Raw genomic sequence first — 17,843 nt, forward strand, 5'->3', positions numbered from 1 at the left:
CGATGACGGGGCCTCCCGGCTGACGTTCTGCGGTGCGGACCGGTCAGACCGCCGCGCGGAGCAGGCCGAGCGAGCGGTTGATGCCGTCGACGTCGACGCTCGCGGGGTCGAACGCCGCCTCCGGGGCGAGTCCGAGGGCATCGAGCGCCTCCGCGTGGTCGGCGGACGACGGATCGGTGGCGGCGCGGACCGTGTCGGCCCAGGCGGCCGGGCCGCCGGGCGCGTCGAGCGGAGCGGCTCCGCGCGCGCCGGTGCAGCGCGGCAGGGCGGCGCCCAGCGGCGACACCGACTCGAGGCGGATGACATGGCGCCACTCGTCCTCGAGGTCGTAGACGTAGAACAGCTCGTCGCCGACGCTCTCGAGCACCTCGGCGAGCGCGACGCCGCCCTCGTCGACGAGGCCGGAGCCGAGCTCCTCCGCGTCGGCCGGCGAGCCGATCGGCGCCTGCTCCTCGTCGGGCACCCCGACGCTGAAGTAGTGCGGCTGCGCGTCGGTCCAGCCGAGCGAGAGCTGCAGCGCGAGGTGCAGATCGCGCAGCGACGACTCCGAGGACAGCTCGAGCCGGCGCCAGACGGCCGGCTTGGTGCCCAGCAGCGCGACGCGCAGGGCGTAGGCGGAGTCGGTGTCCTCCGTCGCCTCGTCGAGGATCTCGAGGCGGGTGGCGTCGCGGGCGCCGAGCAGCACGATGCTCGCGCGGACGACCGAGGCGAGGACCGGCTGCAGACCCTCGGGCAGCACGTAGCCGAACTCGGGCGAGTGCAGCAGCAGGCCGAGCTCGGCGGCGTCGTCGAGCATCCGCTCGGCCGCGCCGACCATCCGCTCGCGCTCGTCCAGGGCGTCCTCGAGCGAGACGTCGAGCTCGGCGGCGAGCTCGTCGACCAGCTCGCCGACGACGAGACCCTCGTGGATCTGCGCCTGGCAGGCGACCGCGATCCGGGCGAGGACGGCGTCGGTGGTGGTGACCGCGCGCTCGCGCGGCGAGAAGGCGCCGTTCTCGGTGTCGGCGGCGGCGAGCGCCTCCTGCGCGCTGACGAGCCAGAGCTCGATGAAGCGGGCGATGTAGGCGATGCGCTCGACCGTGGCCTCGCGCGCCTCGGAGCTGCGCCAGGCCGGCGCGGCGTCACCGAGGCCCGCGGTGGAGCCGTCGGCGTCGAGCACGTCGGAGGCGACCAGCGCGTCCCACCAGGCGGAGACCGGGATGCGGACGGCGTCGTCGCTCGGCGACGAGCCGGCGGAGGCGACACCGGCCTCGACCACGATCTCGCGGGCGGCGCGCTCGGAGATCGTCGCTCCGTCGGTGGCGGCGAGGTGCTCGACGACGACGTCGGCGGCGTGCACGAGGGCGGTGGCGCGGGCGGCGGAGAGCATCTCGGCGTCCGGGATCTCCTCGACCTCGAGCAGGTCGTCGAGGACGGCCTCGACGAAGGAGCCGGCGAGGTCGAGGACCTCGTCGAGCACGGCCTGGCACTCGTCGAGCTCCTCGTCGGTGCCGGTCCAGAGGTCCTCGTCGGTGAGGAAGTCGAGGAAGTGCTCGACGACCTCGGCGACGGTGAAGAGGGTGTCGTCCAGGTCGGCCTCGCTCTCCTCGCCGGAGAGGTCGGCCTCGATCTGGTCGAAGACGGCCTCGAGGAGCTCGGCGTCCGGCTGGGCGAACGAGCCGCGCGGGCGGAGGTCGCGGGTCATGGCGAAGAGGTCGGTGAGGACCTCCACGGCCTCGTCGACGTCGAGGTGCTCGTGCAGGACGGCGACGTCGGCGAGGTGCGACCGGTACCAGCTGCGGAACCGCACCATCAGCGCGGTCTCGGCCGTGCGGCCGCCGCCCTGGCCGCCGGAGCCGCCGGAGCGCCCGTTCCCGGATCGTCCCTGATTGCGCTTCTTGCCCATCGTTCCTCCGCGACCGCTCCCCCTCGACGACGGAGCAGTACAGCCTACCCAGTGCGGGCGAGCCGGGTCACGCTCGAGGGGACTCCAGTGATGAACGCCTCGGGAACTCGATGCGGCGGGCCGACCAGCCCGCTCGCAGCGCCGGAGCAGGGATCAGCCGCGCATTGACAGCGGGCCCCCGTCCTGCCTGACTGGGCTCGACACGAGGAGGCGCTCATGGCAGGGATCACCGCATTCGACCACGTCGGCGTGACGGTGCACGATCTCGAGACGGCGACCGCGTTCTTCGTCGGGCTGGGCCTCGTGCTCGAGGGCCGGGCGCCCGTGGAGGGCGAGTTCCTCGACACGGTGGTCGGCATGCAGGACGCCCGGACCGACATCGTGATGCTGCGGCCGCCCGGCGGCGGGACCGCCGTCGAGCTCTCGCGGTTCGTCCGGCCCGCACCGCGTTCCGTTCCCGCCCCCGTCGAGGCGGACGAGCCGGGGCTGCGGAGTCTCGCCTTCGTCGTCGACGACCTCGCCGCCGTCCTCGAGCGGCTCGCGGCCGACGGGTACGGGCTGGTCGGCGGTGTCGGCGAGTACGAGGGGGTCTGGCGGATGGCGTACGTCCGCGGACCGGAGGGCGTCATCGTCGCACTCAGCGAGCGGCTGGCCTGACGCGCGACCCTCCTCCGCTCGGATCGATCCGTCGCGAAGGGCTGTCCCGCCCGCCTCGATCCGTCGCGGACGGCTCTCCCGCGCACTCGGGCGCGTGCTTCTCCGCCTGATCGATCGGTGCCTCGGCGGTGCGGCCGCGCGCGGGTCGGCGTAGCGTCGGGCCATGGGTGCATGGAGTGGAGAGCCGTTCGGCAACGACACGGCGAGCGACTGGGTCTACGAGCTCGACGAGGCCGGCGACTGGCAGTACGTCCGCGAGGCGCTGGACGCCGCCGTCGCGCCGACGCAGGTGGACGCGGATGCGGCGACTCTCGCGATCGCCGCCGCCGAGGTGGTCGCGCGCGGGCTCGGCCGGGAGGGCGGTCCGCACGCCGAGACGATCGCGCACTTCGTGCAGCGGGCCGGGCGACCCGACGACGAGCTCGTCGCGCTCGCCCTCGCCGCGCTGGCCGCCGCCGACTCCCCCGGCAGCGAGCTCACCGAGCTCTGGGAGGAGGCCGACCCGGAGGAGTGGCGGGAGGCCAACGACGCGGTGCGGAGCGTGCTCGAGGAGGCCTGATCGCGAGTGCCTCCCCGCGGGCGGGCGACGCGCCACTCGCGCCGCACTAGCGTGGCGGGGAGCGGCCTGAGCAGGCCGCAACGAGAGCGACGAGGGGCCACGATGCCGGACTTCACCACGGACGACGGGGTCCGGCTGAGCTGGACCGAGCAGGGCGACCCGGCCGGTCGGCCGGTCGTGCTGATCGCCGGGTTCAAGGCGCCGGCGACGAGCTGGAAGCCGCAGCAGGGGCCGCTCGCGGAGGCCGGCTACCGGGTGATCTCGTTCGACCGGCGCGGGCACGGGCTGTCCGAGCGGACGGAGGCCGGCGCGACGATGCTCCGGCACGGCGCGGATCTCGCGCAGCTGCTGCGGCACCTGGATCTGCGCGGCGCGGCGCTGGTCGGCGGGTCGATGGGCGGGAACTCGATCTGGGCGTTCCTGGCCGGCTCCGCAGGAGGCACGGCGGGAAGCGCCGACGAGAGCACCGACGGCAGCGCCGACGAGAGCACCGACGCGAGCCGCGTCGACCGCATGGTGATCGTCGACCAGACGCCGCGCATGCTCAACGGCGACGACTGGCCCTACGGCTTCTACGACTACACCGAGGCGAACCGCGACACCCTCTTCGCGACGACGATCCCCGATCCCGGGCGCTGGAGCATCGCCTCGAAGGGGCCGGTGCGGATTGCGCGGCTGCTGAAGGCGCTCGGCGGCGGCGAGCGCCGGGAGCTGACGGAGACCGAGCGGCGGCTGCTGAACGACCACGCGAAGGCGGACTGGCGTCCGGTGATCGCGCGGACGAGCGTGCCGGTGCTCTTCGTCGCCGGGCGCGAGAGCGAGTTCTGGCCGGCCGAGCACGCGGCCGCCGCGGCCTCGCTCGCCCCGCGCGGTGACTCCCTCGTGATCGAGAAGGACGGGCACGCGGCGAACATCGAGCAGCCGAAGGCCTTCACCCAGGCGCTGCTGGAGTTCCTGGCGCGCTGATCCGCGACCGTCGGCGGCCCCGAGTGCTCAGCCCGGGAACGCCTTGCCCGGGTTGAGCACGCCGAGCGGATCGAGCGCGTCCTTGATCGAGCGGTGCATGCCGAGCACACGCGGGCCGAGCTCGTCGGCCGCTCCCGGCAGCTTCAGCAGCCCCACGCCGTGCTCGCCGGTGACGGTGCCGCCGAGGTCGAGGCAGTCCTCGACGATGCCGTCGAAGGCGCTCTTCGCGCGGGCCTTCGCGGCCTCGTCGCCCTCGGGCGCGATGATCAGCGGGTGCAGGTTGCCGTCGCCGGCGTGCGCGATGGTCGCGATGACGACGTCGTAGTCGGCGGCTGCGGAGCGGATGCGGGCGAGCATCTCGGGGACGGCGCGGCGCGGCACGCAGACGTCCTCGGTGAGCACCGGACCGAGGCGCTCGAGCGCCGGGTAGGCGAGGCGGCGGGCCAGGAAGAGCCGGTCGACCTCGTCCTGGTCGGTGGCCTGCTCGACCGAGAGCGCGCGGGCGCCGGCCATCAGCGCCTCGACGCGGTCGGCGGCGGTGCGGCCCGCCTCCCCCGGCTCGTCGACCTTGGCGAGCAGCAGCGTGTCGACGCCGTGCGGCAGGCCGAGGTGCTGCCAGTCGTCGACGGCGCGCAGGCAGGTGCTGTCGATGATCTCGAGGGCGGAGGGGATGATGCCGGCGGCCGAGATCGCGGCGACCGCGACTCCGGCGTCCTCGAGCGAGCCGAAGGAGCCGACGATCGCGCGCTGCTCACGGCCCGCGAGCGGGAGCAGGCGGAGCGTCAGCTCGACGATGATGCCGAGTGTGCCCTCCGAGCCGACCATCAGGCCGGTGAGGTCGTAGCCGACGACGCCCTTCGCGGTGCGGCGGCCGAGGCTGACGAGCGAGCCGTCGGCGAGGACGACCTTCATCCCGAGCACGTAGTCGCGGGTGACGCCGTACTTCACGCAGCAGATGCCGCCGGCGTTGGTGGCGGCGTTGCCCCCGATGGTCGAGATGGCGGAGCTGGCCGGGTCCGGCGGGTACCAGAGTCCGGCCTCGGCGACGGCCGCCCGCAGCGCGTCGTTGATCACGCCGGGCTGGGCGACGACGAAGCGCTCGTCCGCGTCGATCTCGAGGACGGCGTCCATCCGCTCGAGCGAGACGACCAGGCAGCCGGCGAGCGCGTTCGCGCCGCCGGAGAGGCCGGTGCCGGCTCCGCGCGGGACGACGCTCAGACCCGCGCGGGCGGCGATGCGGACGGCGTGCGCGACGTCCTCCGCGCTCTCGGCGAGGACGACCGCCAGCGGCAGCCCGGAGGGCGCCCACTCGGCGTCGTCGTGGCGGTAGGCCTCGAGGACGTCGTGGTCGGTGAGGACGCGGTCGCCGAGCAGCGCCCGCAGATCGGCGAGGACGCGGTCCCGGACGTCGTGGGAGTCCCGGGGGTCCGTCGTCAGCGTTTCCACGGTCGTCGAACCTACACCCGGCGCCTCCGGGCGCGGATCCGCCCCGTCGATACGGAACCCCGGAGCGCGACCCCGAGAGCTGCCGGCACGAGGACGCACGCGTGTTTCGATCGTGAGAAATCCCGAAGCGATCTCGCGGCGGGGGTTGCGCTCTGGCCAGGTTCTCGTTGGAATCGCGGGATGACCGAGACGACGAACGCCGCCGCCAGTGCCCCCGCGAAGGGCGGAGGGTCGCTGAAGAAGGTCATCACCGGCCCGCTGCTCTTCGCCTTCATCGTCGGCGACACCCTCGGTGCCGGCATCTACACGCTCGTCGGCACGATGGCCGCCGACGTCGGCGGCGTGATCTGGCTGCCGCTGCTGATCGCGCTCGTCATCGCGCTGCTGACGGCCGGCACCTACGCCGAGCTGATCACCAAGTACCCGCACGCCGGCGGCGCCGCCCGCTACGTGGACCGGGCGTTCGGCAAGCCGTACCTGTCGTTCCTGGTCGGCTTCCTGATGATGGCCTCCGGGATCACCACCGCCGCCTCGCTCGCCAACGCCTTCGCCGGCGACTACCTCGGCGCGCTGCTCGACGTGCCGCCCGTGCCGACCGCGATCGTCTTCATCGCCGTGCTCACGCTGATCAACCTGCGCGGGGTGAAGGAGTCGCTCACCGCGAACCTGGTCGCCTCGGTGATCGAGGTGAGCGGACTCGTGATCGTGATCGTCTGCGCGGCGATCTTCTTCGGCGGGGGCAACGGCGACGCCGGCCGCGTCCTGGAGTTCAACCCGGAGGTCGCGCCGCTGCAGGGCGCGTTCGCAGCCTCCATCGTCGCCTTCTTCTCCTTCCTCGGCTTCGAGGCCGCAGCGAACATGGCCGAGGAGGTCCGCAACCCCTCGAAGGTCTACCCGCGGGCGCTGTTCGGCGCGCTGATCACCGCCGCCGTGGTCTACCTGCTGATCGCCCTCGGCGCGGTGATCGTGCTGCCCAACGAGGAGCTCGCGGAGTCGACCGGCCCGCTGCTCGATGTCGTCGCGGCCAGCGGCGTGGCGGTGCCGCCGTGGCTGTTCGGCCTGATCGCGCTCATCGCGATCGCGAACGGCGCGCTGCTGTTCATGGTGATGGCGAGCCGGGTCGGATTCGGACTGGCGTCCTCCGGTCTGCTGCCCAGCGCCTTCGGCCGCGTGCTGCCGAACCGCCGCACCCCCTGGGTCTCGATCGTCGTCGTCGGCGGCGTCACCATGCTGCTCAGCCTGATCGGCGACGTCGGCACGCTGGCCGAGACGACCGTGCTCCTGCTGCTCCTGGTCTTCATCTCGGCGAACATCTCGGTGCTGGTGCTGAAGAAGGACCGCGTCGACCACCCGCACTTCTCGGTGCCGCGGGTCGTCCCGATCCTCGCGATCATCGCGAGCGTCGTGCTGCTGACGCAGCAGACCGGCGTGGTGTGGCTCGGGACCGCCGGCTACGTGGTCGTCGGCACGCTGCTGTTCCTGGCGACGCGCTTCGGCAAGAAGAAGCACGCGGAGCAGGTCGGGGCGGCGGAGAGCGAGGGCGCGGACCGCTCCTGATCAGTGACCGGCGGCAGGGTGCCCTCGACGGCGCGAACGTCCGCAGGGGCGGCGCAGAACGCCCGACGGGTGCTGGTCAGGGCAGGAGGTCGATCATTCCCGGGCGGGCTTTCATGGCGTGGATGACGAGTTCGTTCCCGCTGTCGAAGACCAGGACGACCGTCTCGAGAAGGCGACCGTGGGTGTCGAAGCCGAGGCGCAGCTGACGGGCCGGAGAGTCCTCGTCCAGGTCCTCGACCCAGAGCGCCAGACCCGCCGCGTGAACGGCGTCCTCCTCGGAGATGCCGTGCCTCAGAGCAGAGATGTGGACTCTCACGCCGCGGCGGAGGCGAGCGCCTCCCGGACGACCTCGGAGCGGGTCTTGTGCTCTCTGGCGGCGCGTTCGTCGAGCGCGGCGAGCTCCTCGAGCGTCAGCCGCACAGCGACGACCTGCGAGGGCTGCGCGCCCCGTCCCGGGCGTCCCCGTCCTCTCGCCTTGAGCGCATCGACGTCGTACCCGCGTTCCGCCTCGGCGGCCCAGGATGCGATCTGCTCCTCCGTCACCGGTCGCCCGGCGATCGTCTCCTCATCGTTCATGCGGATTATCGTAATACGCAACGACCGGGTCGACGACTTCCCTGCACAGTCCGGCGAGCAGCCTCCGACGACGCGGAGCGGACGACTGCAGACGTGATCTCCATGCCGGCTGATGAAGTCAGCGCAGGTGTGGGACGGTGAAGCATGCCCGTCTCCCTCGCGCCGTTCCCGCCCGCCGAACTCGCCGAGTGGATGTCCGTCCAGCGCGCGTCCTACGTCGCGGACCGGATGCGCGCGGGCGACGACGAAGCGGCGGCGCTGCGGAACGCGGACGCGAACGACGAGCGGCTGTTCCCTGGCGGAGTGCTCGCGCCGGACCACGATCTGCTGCGGGTCCTCGACGACGGGCGCCCGGTCGGCGTGATCTGGGTCGGTCCGCACCCGCAGGAGCTCGAGGGCGTCGCCTACATCTGGGACGTGGTGGTCGACCCGTCGGAGCGCGGCCGCGGGTTCGGCCGCGCGGCGATGCTGCTGGCGGAGGAGCACGCCCGCTCGCGCGGCTACCGGGCGCTCGCGCTGAACGTCTTCGGCTTCAACACCGCGGCACGCGGGCTGTACGAGTCGCTCGGCTACGAGCCGACGTCGATCCAGATGCGCAAGGAGCTCGGCTGACCGGACGCGGAACGGGGCCCGGCGTCGCCGCGGGGCCCCGTTCGGGTCCGGTCGGCGACGGACCGAGAGTCGAGTGGACGCGGAACGGGGCCACAACGGTCCGAGGACCGGGGCGGCGGCGGGACACCTCTCGTCGGAGGAAGGGGGTATCGGCACCGCCGCTGTAGGTTGGCAGCCATGCCCGATGACGACGTCCTCGACGCCCTCCGCGCCTTCGTCCGGGAGCGGGAGTGGGCGCAGTTCCACTCGCCGGAGAACCTCGCGAAGAGCATCAGCATCGAGTCGGGCGAGCTGCTCGAGTGCTTCCAGTGGGGTGAGGGCGACCTGCCGGCGGCGGTCGAGGAGCTCGCGGACGTGCTGACGTACTGCTTCCTCCTCGCCGACAGGCTCGGAGTCGATCCCGGCGCGGTCGTCCTCGACAAGCTCGAGAAGACGCGCGCGAAGTACCCGGTGGAGAAGGCGCGCGGCCGGAGCGAGAAGCATGACCGGCTTTGAGCTCGAGCGCCTGCCCTTCGACGAGGACCGGGTGCGCGCCTGGGGAGCCGCCGATCCCCGCCACCGCAACTGGCCCGTCGTGTACGTCCTCGACAGCGCCTCCGAGGTCTACGTCGGCGAGTCGCTGAACGCCGAGGCGCGGCTGCGCCAGCACCTGGACTCGCCGGCGAAGAGCCGACTCGAGCGCGTGCGGGTGGTCTTCGACGACACGTTCAACAAGTCGGCCTGCCTCGATCTCGAGTCGTTCCTCCTGCGGATGCTCGCCGGCGAGGGACGTCTGACCGTCCTCAATCAGAACGCCGGCATCACCGATGCCGACTACTTCGACCGCGCGTCGTACCGCGAGACCTTCGACGAGGTCTTCGAGGTGCTCCGCACCCAGGAGCACCTCTTCCAGCGGACCCTCCCGGAGATCGTCAACAGCGACCTCTTCAAGCTGTCGCCGTTCAAGGCGCTCAACCACGACCAGGCCGTCGCCGTCGAGGACATCCTGGAGGGGCTGTTCGCCGACCTCGAGTCCGGCGAGCGGAGCACCGTCGTCGTGCAGGGCGACCCGGGCACCGGGAAGACCGTCGTCGCCATCTACCTGCTGAAGCTGCTGCAGGACATCCGCCGGCACGATCCGGAGGAGCCGCTGGACGCCGACTCCGTCTTCAGCGAGTTCTTCACCCCGGGGCACGCCGAGCTGCTGTCGACCCTGCGGGTCGGCCTCGTCGTGCCGCAGCAGTCGCTGCGCGGGTCGATCTCGCGGGTCTTCACGCTCACGCCGGGGCTGTCGAAGGACCTCGTGCTGACGCCGTTCCAGGTCGGCGAGAGCGACGATCCCTTCGACCTCCTGCTCGTCGACGAGGCGCACCGGCTGAGCCAGCGCGCGAATCAGCCGTCGGGACCGCTGAACCGGAAGTTCATCGACATCAACGAGCGTCTTTTCGGCGCGGACTCGCTGGAGCACACGCAGCTCGACTGGATCCGCGCGCAGAGCCGGCACACGATCCTGATGCTGGACACCGCGCAGACCGTCCGCCCGGCGGACCTGCCCGCCACCGTCACCCGAGCGGTGCTGGCCGAGGCGTCGGCCGCGGGTCGGCTCTACCCGCTCCGCTCGCAGATGCGCATCGCCGCGGACAAGGACTACGTCGGCTACGTGCGCGCCGTGCTGTCGGACGAGCCTCCCCGTGATCGGGAGGACTTCGGCGGGTACGACCTGCGCTTCTTCGATGATCCGGGCGAGCTGCGGCGTGCCGTGGTGCAGCGCGACCGGGAGCACGGCCTCTCGCGCCTGGTCGCCGGCTACGCGTGGAAGTGGGTCACGAAGACGGACAAGGGCGCCTTCGACATCGTGATCGGCGACGAGTCCCTCCGCTGGAATCAGACGCAGCGGGACTGGATCAACTCCCCCGGCGCGATCGACGAGGTCGGCTCGATCCACACGGTGCAGGGGTACGACCTGAACTACGCCGGAGTGATCATCGGCCGGGACCTGCGCTACGACACCGCCTCGGGCCGCATCGTCTTCGACCGCGCGCACTCCTTCGACAAGAAGGGCCGCGAGAACAACAAGAAGCTCGGAATCACCTACAGCGACGAGGACCTGCTCGCGTACGTCCGCAACATCTACACGGTGCTGCTCACGCGCGGCATCCGGGGGACGTACGTGTACGTCTGCGACGAAGCACTCCGCGAGCACCTGGCGCGCTACTTCTGAGCGGGGCATCGCGGAGCCGCAGACGTCAGGAGTCGGAAGACGCGACGAAAAGCAGTACAGGTATACTGGACCTGTACCGCATCCTGCTGACGAGAGGGCGAGCATGGACGCAGCGACCGTACCGGACCTGCTCGACTACCGCGGTCTGGCTGCGCAAGGCCTCACCCGGTACGGCCTCGACCACCTGATCCGTACCGGCGAATTCGAGCGCATCGCTCCCGGCCTGTTCCTCCGATCGGGGCTCGCCGACGACACGACGGCGGCGTGGATCGCGATCGCGGCGAAGAACGCCGACGCCACGCTGTGCCTTCTGACGGCGCTCTCGCTGCACGAGCTGACCGACGAGATCCCTTCTCGAAGCGACGTCGCTGTTCCACGCGGCACTCAGACGGTCACCGTGCATCACGCCCTCCTCTCCTGGCACCGGTTCGACGCCGGCACGTTCGGCGTCGGTCGCGGTGAACACGCACTCCCCGGCGGGATGTCGATCGGCCTCTACTCGGCCGAGCGCACCGTGATCGACGTCTTCCGGCTGCGGCACGTCTGGGGCGCCGACCTCGCGCTCGGCGCGCTCAAGCAGTGGCTCCGCAGGCGGGGCAGCAGCCCGGGTGCGCTGCTCGCGATGGCCGAGGACTTCCCGATGGCGCGTCCCGCACTCCAGCAGGCCCTGGAGGTTCTTCTGTGAGCCCTGGTCCGCAGCACGGCACCCCGGCAGGAGACGCGATTCTCGCCATCCGCGCCTTCGCCCGACAGTCCGGCGCGGACGTGCAGGAGCTGATGACGCTGTACGCGCTCGAGGGCCTGCTGGCGCGGATCGCGCTCTCCGAGTACCGCGAGGACTTCGTTCTCAAGGGCGGTGTGCTGCTCGCCGCGTTCGCTGCGCGCCGCCCGACGAAGGACATCGACCTCCAGGCGACCGGACTCGACAGTGACCCCGAGGAGGTCGCGGAGCGTGTTCGAGCGATCGCGGCGCTGGGGTGCGCGGACGGCCTCGTCTTCGACTCCTCCGCCGTCACCGCGACGACGATCCGCGACGAGGACGAGTACGCGGGCGTGCGAGTGAGACTGACCGCGCGGCTCGGATCTGCGCGGTTGACCATCGGGATGGACGTGAACTTCGGCGACCCGATCTGGCCCGCGCCGCGCCTCATCGACCTGCCGCGGGTCGTTCCTCTCGGCCTCCCACCCGTGACGGTGCTCGGGTACCCGCTGACGATGGTGATCGCCGAGAAGATCATCACTGCCATCGACCGCGGTGTCGCCAACACTCGATGGCGTGATTTCGCAGACGTCTCCGTGCTCACACGACTCCACTCGGTGGATGCAGGAGAGCTCCGCACCTCGATGACCGCTGTCGCCGAGTACCGCGGGGTCGCGCTGGCGCCCCTCCTGCCCGCGCTCGCGCCCATGAGCGAACGAGCACAGCAGAAGTACCGCGCCTGGCGTACCCGCTCGCACCGAGACGGCGAGCTCCCCGAGGCGTTCGGCGACCTGCTCGGCGCGGTCGCGCGCTTCGCCGACCCGGTGCTGTCCGCCGCCGTGCCAGGTCGGTGGAATCCTGTCGTCGCGACCTGGGAGTGACGGTGAGGCCGCGCTGCTGACCAGCGCGGGGATCCGGAACGACGAGGCTGCACCAGCCTGCGCTCGAAGGCGGTGTCGCCGGACGCGATCAGGGGCCGGAGAACGTGACGGCGGTCGAGCCGCTGGGGACGGCGGCGGCCGCGAGTGTCGCCGCGGGGCGGTCGGCGTCGCTCGTCAGGGTCACGTCGAGGTGGTCGGGGTCGGCGCGGAAGCCCGCGGTGGGGACGGCGGCCGAGATCGCGGTCCAGAGGCGCTCGGCGTCATCGAGCCAGGGGCCCGGGGTGCCGGTGACGAGCAGCGAGCGGTCGGCGCTCTGGACGCTCACGTGCAGGGGCGGGGCGTCGGGGAGGAGCGCGGGGGCGTCGCGGGCGAGTGCGAAGGCGTCGTCGGCGGTCGCCTGCTCCGCCAGGAAGAGGCTCAGGCCGCTCACGCGGTCCTCGCTGTCGTCGGCGGAGAGGGCGAGGGATTCAACTCGCGGGTCCTCGCGCAGCGCGAGCGCCGCCGCGATCCGGCCGGACGTGAGGTCCTCGTCGCCGGACACGGGCAGGGTGAGGTCGTCGGCGTCGAGGAGGATCCGCACGTCTCCGGTCGGGCGCTTCGCAGCGAAGGCGGCCAACCGGTCGGCGAGGGACGTCACGTCGGCGTCGGAGAGGTCCTCGCGGGCCACGATCTCGGCGCTGACTCCGCCGGTGAACGGCATGTCCTCGACGGCGGAGAGCTCGAGGTCGGCGACCGCCTCGTCGCTGCCGAAGGTGCGCGCGAAGTCGGCGCGGAAGGAGTCGCCGCTGCAACCGGCCAGCAGGAGGACCGCGGTCAGGGCCAGCGCCGCGGCGCCCGCCCCGCGTATCCGACCCTGTCTCATTCGGTCAGCGTACGTTCCGGCTGCAGAGCGCACGGGGAGTGGACGGATCGGCCTCCGCGTGCTCGGCGCGCGAGGGGGCGCGTCGATCCGGCGCGGAGGGTCGTGTAGGAGCCGTCGAGGCAGCCGTTGGTGACGGATCGATGCGGCGGCGACAAGTCCGGGGCCGCACCTGCCGGCAGGACGTCCGGGCCGCCCGCGTCGCGGGCGGGCGGCCCCGGGTCGTCAGCTCGTCGAGGCGACGGCGGTGGGATCCGTGCGCTTGCCGGGATCGGCGGGCTGGGCGGCCGAGGTCGAGGCCACGCCCCGGCCGAAGGCCTGGCCCTGCAGGATCGCTCCGAGGTCGACGCCGGTCGCGGACTTGACGCTGTCGAACGTGGCCGAGAGGCTCGCCGCCTGCTCGCGGGCGATGTGCGTGGCCGCGGTGTCGCCTCCGATCAGGGTGATGGTGCCGACGTTCTGGTAGCCCTTCGCGAACTCCGCCATCAGGGACGGCAGCTGACCGATGAGCTCGCGGCCCAGGATCGCCTCCTGGTTCTCGCGGAGCGCCTCCGCCTCGGCCTGGATCGCGGCCGCGCTCGCCTCACCCTTGGTGCGGATGGCCTCCGCCTCGGCGGAGGCGTTCGCGCGCAGTGCCTCGGCCTCGGCGCCGGCCTTGGCGCGCAGAGCGTGGGCCTCCGCCTCGGCGCGGGCACTGACCGCTGCCGCCTCGGCCGCGGCGGACGCCTGACGGGCCTCCGCCTGGCGCTGGACGGCGTAGGCCTCGGCGTCGGACACCTGCTGCGCGACCTGGCGGTCGGTCTCGGCCTTCTTCGCGCGGCCGTAGGCGTCGGCGTCGGCCTCGGTCTGGCGCCGGTACTTCTCGGCGTCGGCCACGCGCTTGACGTCGGCGTCGAGCTCGGCCTGCCGGTTCTCGGCGCGCTGGACGAGCACGGCCTGCTCGCGCTCGGCGCGGGCCAGGTTCTCGGCCTGCTCCGCCTCGGCGTTGGCGCGGCCGACCTCGGACTTCGAGGCGGCGGTGTTCTTGTCGAAGGCGGTCTGCTCGATCAGGTTCGCCTCGTCGGTGGCGAGTTGACGAGCCTTGACCTCGCGGGCCGCGTTGATCCGGGCGACGTCGGCCTCGCGGCGGACGCGCTCGATCTCCTGCGCACCGAGCGCCTCGATGTAGCCGTTGCGGTCGGTGACGCCCTGGATCGCGAAGGAGTCGAGGACGAGCCCCTGGGCGAGCAGGTCGCCCTTGATGCCCTCGGCGATCTCGTCGCCGAGCTTCTGGCGGTCCTGCATGACCTCCTCGACGCTGAGCTTCGCGACGACACCGCGCAGCGCGCCCTCGAGCTGCTCGGTGGTGAAGACGTCGATCGACTGGTCCTGCGAGGCGAACCGCTCGGCGGCGGCGCGCACCTGGTCGGGCGTCGAGCCGATCTTGACGAGGGCGACGCCCGCGAGGTGGATCGTGACGCCGTTCTTGGTCTGCGCGACCGGCTCCATCTTGATCTGCCGCGACCGCAGCGAGATGCGGTCGGAGCGCTGGGTCAGCTTGTTGACGAACGCGCCGCCGCCGGTGATGACGGTCATGTTGGACGTCAGCCCGTCGTCGCCCTTCTGCTTCTTTCCGACGATCACGATCGCCTCGTCGGCCTGCGGCACCTGGTACCAGGCGCGGAAGATGAAGAAGCCGATGATGGCGAGCAGCAGCACGACACCGACGACGATGCCGGCGCCGACGACCCAGAGCAGATCAGAATTCATGGACGAGGGACCCCCTTCTCGGAACCCGCGGAGGGCGGGTTTCTGAGCGATGTACAGGTTCATCGTGGCATGGACGGGGTTCCCGGGCGTCGGCCGGACGGCGGATGCGTGCTGGTTCGAGCGGGACGCGCGCAGGTGCCGGACGGAGAGCAGGACCGCGGTCGGGACGCCGGGCGACGAGCCGGATCGCAGCGGGAGGAGGCACAGCCGGAGGAGGCCCAGCGGGAGGAGGCGCAGCGGCGACGAACGCCGGGTGATGCTTCGACTCTCGCGAGCACTTCAGTGCTGGGGTACCTGGACTCGAACCAAGAACAACTGAACCAGAATCAGTCGTGTTGCCAATTACACCATACCCCAATGGTCATCCGGCGGTGAGGCCGGGACCAGGCGGCGGCCGGAGTCGAACCCGGCGCCAAGAGACGACAGTACCCTACGGACGCACGCCGCTCAAATCGGCGCCCCGATCGTGCACGGCGGGGGCCTCCGACTCGGGGGCGGCCTCGCCGAGGCGGGCACGGACGAGGTCGCGGTTGATCGCCGAGGCGACCTGCGCGCCGGAGCCGGCGGCGACGATCAGCTGCTGCGGTCCGGGCGCGGTGACCTCGCCCGCAGCGTAGAGGCCCGGCACGGAGGTGCGGCCACCGGCGTCGACGCGGAGGAAGCCGTCGGGGTCGACCTCGGGGCCGGCCGGGTCGAGGTAGTCCAGGACGGGGACCCAGACCGGGCGGACGAAGGCGCCGGCGCGCGGGATCACGTCGCCGTCGGCGAGGGCGACGCCGGTCATCACGGCGCGCTCCCCCACCAGGTCCGCGACGGGGCGGCGCTCGATGCGGATCCCGATCGAGTTCAGGAGCGACTCGTCGGTGTCGCTGACCGTTCCGACGCCGTTGGTGAAGACGATGAGGTCGGTCGACCACTGGGAGAGCAGCATGGCGCGCTCGGCGAGGTCGGCGGTCTCGCCGATAAGGGCGAGCGGCTCCCCCGCCTTCTCGTAGCCGTCGCACTCCATGCAGCTGTGCACGGCGGTGCCGTAGTAGGCGCGGAGGCTGGGGAGCGTCGGGAGGCGCTCGGAGAGGCCGCCCGCGACGACGACCGCGGTCGCCAGCACCGAGCGGTCGGCCGAGCCGCGGACGCCCTTCGCGGTGACGACGAACTCGCCGCCGGAGCGCTCGACCGAGGTGACCATCGCGTTGTGCACCTGGGCCTCCTCGTACTGCTCGAGCTCGGCGCGGCCGAGGCGGCGCAGCTCCAGCGGCGAGACGCCGTCGCGGGTGAGAAAGCCGTGCGAGTGGAGGGTCGCCGCGTTGCGCGGGCGGTTGCTGTCGAGCAGCAGCACGCTGCGGCGCGCGCGGACGAGGTTCAGCCCCGCCGAGAGCCCCGCGGGACCGGCGCCGATGATCACGACGTCGTAGTGGCCGCCCTGCACCTCCGCCACGATCAGCTCCGGGTGTCGGCGAGGCGGGCGAGACGGGCGATCGACTCGGACTTGCCGAGGATCTCCATCGACTCGAACAGCGGCGGCGAGACGCGGCGGCCCGAGATCGCGGTGCGCAGCGGCCCGTAGGCGATGCGGGGCTTGAGGCCGAGGCCCTCGATCAGCGCGCCGGCGAGCGCCTCCTGGATCGAGGCCGTCAGCCACTCCCCCTCGGGCACGAGCTCGAGGGCGCCGATCGACGCGGCGAGGACCTCGCCGGCGTTCGCGGGCAGGCCCTTGAGCGCGTCCTCGTCGTAGGAGAGGGCGTCGGCCGTGGTGAAGAGGAAGCCGAGCATGCCGGGCGCCTCGCCGAGCAGGCCGATGCGCTCCTGGACGAGCGGGGCGGCGGCGTCGAGGACGGCGCGCTGGTCGGCGGTCGGCTCGGCGGAGAGGACGCCGGCGGCGATCAGGTAGGGGATCGTCCGCTCGGTGAAGTCGTCGACCGCGAGCAGGCGGATGTGGTCGCCGTTGATCGACTCGGCCTTCTTGAGGTCGAAGCGGGCCGGGTTGGGGTTCACGTCGGCGACGTCGAAGGCGGCGATCATCTCGTCGATCGAGAAGACGTCGCGGTCGTGGGTGAGCGACCAGCCGAGCAGGGCGAGGTAGTTGACCAGGCCCTCGGGGATGAAGCCGCGGTCGCGGTGGTGGAAGAGGTTGGCGGAGGGGTCGCGCTTGGAGAGCTTCTTGTTGCCCTCGCCCATCACGTAGGGCAGGTGGCCGAAGCGCGGGACGAACGTTGTCAGTCCGATGTCGATCAGCGCGTGGTACAGCGCGATCTGGCGCGCGGTGGAGGGCAGGATGTCCTCGCCGCGGAGGACGTGGGTGATCTGCATCAGCGCGTCGTCGACCGGGTTCACCAGCGTGTAGAGCGGCTGGCCGTTGGGGCGGACGACGACGAAGTCGCTGAAGGAGCCGGCCGGGAAGGTGATCTCGCCGCGGACGAGGTCGTCGAAGGAGAGGTCGGCGTCCGGGACGCGCAGGCGCAGCGCCGGGCTCCGGCCCTCGGCGCGGAAGGCGGCGCGCTGCTCCTCGGTGAGACCGCGGTCGAAGTTGTCGTAGCCGTGCTGCTTGGCGCGACCGGCCGCCTCGTTGCGGGCGTCGATCTCCTCGGCGTTCGAGTAGCTCTCGTAGAGGTGGCCGGAGGCGAGCAGGCGCTGGATGACGTCGGTGTAGACGTCGCTGCGCTCGGACTGGCGGTACGGGCCGTGCGGGCCGCCGACGCCGACACCCTCGTCCCAGTCGAGCTTCAGCCAGCGGAGCGCGTCGATGAGCTGCTCGTAGCTCTCCTCGCTGTCGCGGGCCGCGTCGGTGTCCTCGATCCGGAAGACGAAGGTGCCTCCGGTGTGCCGCGCGTAGGCCCAGTTGAACAGAGCGGTGCGGATGAGGCCGACGTGCGGCGTCCCGGTCGGGGACGGGCAGAAGCGGACGCGGACGTCGCTCCCGGTCGCGGTCGTGAACGGGTGCGCGTCGTGGGCGCGATCGGAGGGCGGGGTGAGCTCAGACATACGGGGCGATTCTAGCGGCGGGGCGGGGATCGGCGCCCGGACTGGACAGGGGGCCCGCTCGGGTGGATGTCCGGCTCGCGGAATCCGGTTCGGCTCGCAGGAAGCGGCCGATCCGGCGAGCCGGAGGCGGAATCGCGAGCCGGAGGTGACGGCGGGTCGACGTTCGGCTCGCGGAAACGGCCTCGGCACGCAGGAAGCGGCCGATCCGGCGAGCCGG

Annotated in this window: 17 protein-coding genes and 1 tRNA gene; 9 read left to right on the forward strand and 9 right to left on the reverse strand. The window is 72.1% G+C overall.

What is annotated here, in order from left to right:
- Nucleotides 1-43 precede the first annotated feature (43 nt).
- Nucleotides 44-1,885 (reverse strand): plasmid pRiA4b ORF-3 family protein, encoded by a 1,842-nt coding sequence (locus tag EDF22_RS11035; RefSeq protein ID WP_123705014.1) that lies wholly within the window; start codon nt 1,883-1,885, stop codon nt 44-46.
- A gap of 216 nt (nt 1,886-2,101) precedes the next feature.
- On the opposite strand from EDF22_RS11035, the gene EDF22_RS11040 reads away from it, so the two are divergent.
- From EDF22_RS11040 to EDF22_RS11050, 3 genes are all read left to right on the forward strand, one after another.
- A complete protein-coding gene (locus EDF22_RS11040) occupies nt 2,102-2,542 on the forward strand; it encodes a VOC family protein (RefSeq protein WP_123705015.1) in 441 nt (146 codons plus the stop codon).
- A gap of 163 nt (nt 2,543-2,705) precedes the next feature.
- Complete coding sequence (locus EDF22_RS11045; RefSeq protein WP_123705016.1) at nt 2,706-3,101, forward strand: DUF4259 domain-containing protein; 396 nt, start codon at nt 2,706-2,708, stop codon at nt 3,099-3,101.
- 102 nt (nt 3,102-3,203) lie between these two features.
- Nucleotides 3,204-4,067 carry an alpha/beta fold hydrolase gene (locus tag EDF22_RS11050; RefSeq protein WP_123705017.1) on the forward strand — a complete coding sequence of 288 codons (864 nt, stop codon included), beginning with the start codon at nt 3,204-3,206 and terminating at the stop codon, nt 4,065-4,067.
- A 27-nt stretch (nt 4,068-4,094) separates the two neighbouring features.
- Here the strand turns inward: EDF22_RS11050 and EDF22_RS11055 are convergent, their stop codons facing one another.
- Nucleotides 4,095-5,513: an FAD-binding oxidoreductase gene (locus tag EDF22_RS11055; RefSeq protein ID WP_260303420.1), complete on the reverse strand. Its 1,419-nt coding sequence runs from the start codon at nt 5,511-5,513 to the stop codon at nt 4,095-4,097.
- A gap of 180 nt (nt 5,514-5,693) precedes the next feature.
- Between EDF22_RS11055 and EDF22_RS11060 the strand changes: the two genes are divergently transcribed.
- Nucleotides 5,694-7,070, forward strand: coding sequence for an APC family permease (locus EDF22_RS11060; protein WP_123705018.1), 1,377 nt, complete (start codon nt 5,694-5,696; stop codon nt 7,068-7,070).
- A 76-nt stretch (nt 7,071-7,146) separates the two neighbouring features.
- Here the strand turns inward: EDF22_RS11060 and EDF22_RS11065 are convergent, their stop codons facing one another.
- Complete coding sequence (locus EDF22_RS11065; RefSeq protein WP_123705019.1) at nt 7,147-7,386, reverse strand: toxin; 240 nt, start codon at nt 7,384-7,386, stop codon at nt 7,147-7,149.
- Nucleotides 7,383-7,646, reverse strand: a complete 264-nt coding sequence (locus tag EDF22_RS11070; protein WP_123705020.1) for a ribbon-helix-helix protein, CopG family — start codon at nt 7,644-7,646, stop codon at nt 7,383-7,385. Before EDF22_RS11070 ends, EDF22_RS11065 begins: the two co-directional genes overlap by 4 nt.
- A 144-nt stretch (nt 7,647-7,790) precedes the next feature.
- Between EDF22_RS11070 and EDF22_RS11075 the strand changes: the two genes are divergently transcribed.
- The 5 genes from EDF22_RS11075 to EDF22_RS11095 all read left to right on the forward strand — a co-directional run bounded on the left by EDF22_RS11075 (nt 7,791) and on the right by EDF22_RS11095 (nt 12,039).
- Nucleotides 7,791-8,258, forward strand: a complete 468-nt coding sequence (locus EDF22_RS11075) for a GNAT family N-acetyltransferase (RefSeq protein ID WP_123705021.1) — start codon at nt 7,791-7,793, stop codon at nt 8,256-8,258.
- Between the two features lie 177 nt (nt 8,259-8,435).
- Entirely contained in the window at nt 8,436-8,753 is a 318-nt protein-coding gene (locus EDF22_RS11080) for a nucleotide pyrophosphohydrolase (RefSeq protein WP_123705022.1), read from the forward strand.
- Nucleotides 8,740-10,458: a DUF2075 domain-containing protein gene (locus EDF22_RS11085; protein WP_123705023.1), complete on the forward strand. Its 1,719-nt coding sequence runs from the start codon at nt 8,740-8,742 to the stop codon at nt 10,456-10,458. The genes EDF22_RS11080 and EDF22_RS11085 overlap by 14 nt, the downstream gene beginning before the upstream one ends.
- A 103-nt stretch (nt 10,459-10,561) precedes the next feature.
- Nucleotides 10,562-11,143: a hypothetical protein gene (locus EDF22_RS11090; RefSeq protein ID WP_123705024.1), complete on the forward strand. Its 582-nt coding sequence runs from the start codon at nt 10,562-10,564 to the stop codon at nt 11,141-11,143.
- Entirely contained in the window at nt 11,140-12,039 is a 900-nt protein-coding gene (locus EDF22_RS11095; protein ID WP_185038871.1) for a nucleotidyl transferase AbiEii/AbiGii toxin family protein, read from the forward strand. Before EDF22_RS11090 ends, EDF22_RS11095 begins: the two co-directional genes overlap by 4 nt.
- Nucleotides 12,040-12,127: 88 nt before the next feature.
- On the opposite strand, the gene EDF22_RS11100 is transcribed toward EDF22_RS11095, so the two are convergent.
- The 5 genes from EDF22_RS11100 to gltX form a co-directional block, all read right to left on the reverse strand.
- Nucleotides 12,128-12,901, reverse strand: a complete 774-nt coding sequence (locus EDF22_RS11100; protein ID WP_123705025.1) for a hypothetical protein — start codon at nt 12,899-12,901, stop codon at nt 12,128-12,130.
- A gap of 222 nt (nt 12,902-13,123) precedes the next feature.
- Complete coding sequence (locus EDF22_RS11105) at nt 13,124-14,647, reverse strand: SPFH domain-containing protein (RefSeq protein ID WP_123705026.1); 1,524 nt, start codon at nt 14,645-14,647, stop codon at nt 13,124-13,126.
- 285 nt (nt 14,648-14,932) lie between these two features.
- Nucleotides 14,933-15,004 (reverse strand) — tRNA-Gln (locus EDF22_RS11110).
- Nucleotides 15,005-15,077: 73 nt separating this feature from the next.
- Nucleotides 15,078-16,073 carry an NAD(P)/FAD-dependent oxidoreductase gene (locus EDF22_RS11115; protein ID WP_123705575.1) on the reverse strand — a complete coding sequence of 332 codons (996 nt, stop codon included), beginning with the start codon at nt 16,071-16,073 and terminating at the stop codon, nt 15,078-15,080.
- A gap of 11 nt (nt 16,074-16,084) precedes the next feature.
- Entirely contained in the window at nt 16,085-17,626 is a 1,542-nt protein-coding gene (gene gltX, locus EDF22_RS11120) for a glutamate--tRNA ligase (protein ID WP_123705027.1), read from the reverse strand.
- Nucleotides 17,627-17,843 lie beyond the last annotated feature (217 nt).

Source organism: Rathayibacter sp. PhB127 (assembly GCF_003751665.1).
Lineage (GTDB): Bacteria > Actinomycetota > Actinomycetes > Actinomycetales > Microbacteriaceae > Rathayibacter > Rathayibacter festucae.

What these genes read in the sequence shown, in the direction of transcription:
- EDF22_RS11035 (WP_123705014.1), bottom strand. Translation starts at nt 1,885, where the DNA reads ATGGGCAAGAAGCGCAATCAGGGACGATCCGGGAACGGGCGCTCCGGC.
- EDF22_RS11040 (WP_123705015.1), top strand. Translation starts at nt 2,102, where the DNA reads ATGGCAGGGATCACCGCATTCGACCACGTCGGCGTGACGGTGCACGAT.
- EDF22_RS11045 (WP_123705016.1), top strand. Translation starts at nt 2,706, where the DNA reads ATGGGTGCATGGAGTGGAGAGCCGTTCGGCAACGACACGGCGAGCGAC.
- EDF22_RS11050 (WP_123705017.1), top strand. Translation starts at nt 3,204, where the DNA reads ATGCCGGACTTCACCACGGACGACGGGGTCCGGCTGAGCTGGACCGAG.
- EDF22_RS11060 (WP_123705018.1), top strand. Translation starts at nt 5,694, where the DNA reads ATGACCGAGACGACGAACGCCGCCGCCAGTGCCCCCGCGAAGGGCGGA.
- EDF22_RS11070 (WP_123705020.1), bottom strand. Translation starts at nt 7,646, where the DNA reads ATGAACGATGAGGAGACGATCGCCGGGCGACCGGTGACGGAGGAGCAG.
- EDF22_RS11075 (WP_123705021.1), top strand. Translation starts at nt 7,791, where the DNA reads ATGCCCGTCTCCCTCGCGCCGTTCCCGCCCGCCGAACTCGCCGAGTGG.
- EDF22_RS11080 (WP_123705022.1), top strand. Translation starts at nt 8,436, where the DNA reads ATGCCCGATGACGACGTCCTCGACGCCCTCCGCGCCTTCGTCCGGGAG.
- EDF22_RS11085 (WP_123705023.1), top strand. Translation starts at nt 8,740, where the DNA reads ATGACCGGCTTTGAGCTCGAGCGCCTGCCCTTCGACGAGGACCGGGTG.
- EDF22_RS11090 (WP_123705024.1), top strand. Translation starts at nt 10,562, where the DNA reads ATGGACGCAGCGACCGTACCGGACCTGCTCGACTACCGCGGTCTGGCT.
- EDF22_RS11100 (WP_123705025.1), bottom strand. Translation starts at nt 12,901, where the DNA reads ATGAGACAGGGTCGGATACGCGGGGCGGGCGCCGCGGCGCTGGCCCTG.
- EDF22_RS11105 (WP_123705026.1), bottom strand. Translation starts at nt 14,647, where the DNA reads ATGAATTCTGATCTGCTCTGGGTCGTCGGCGCCGGCATCGTCGTCGGT.
- gltX (WP_123705027.1), bottom strand. Translation starts at nt 17,626, where the DNA reads ATGTCTGAGCTCACCCCGCCCTCCGATCGCGCCCACGACGCGCACCCG.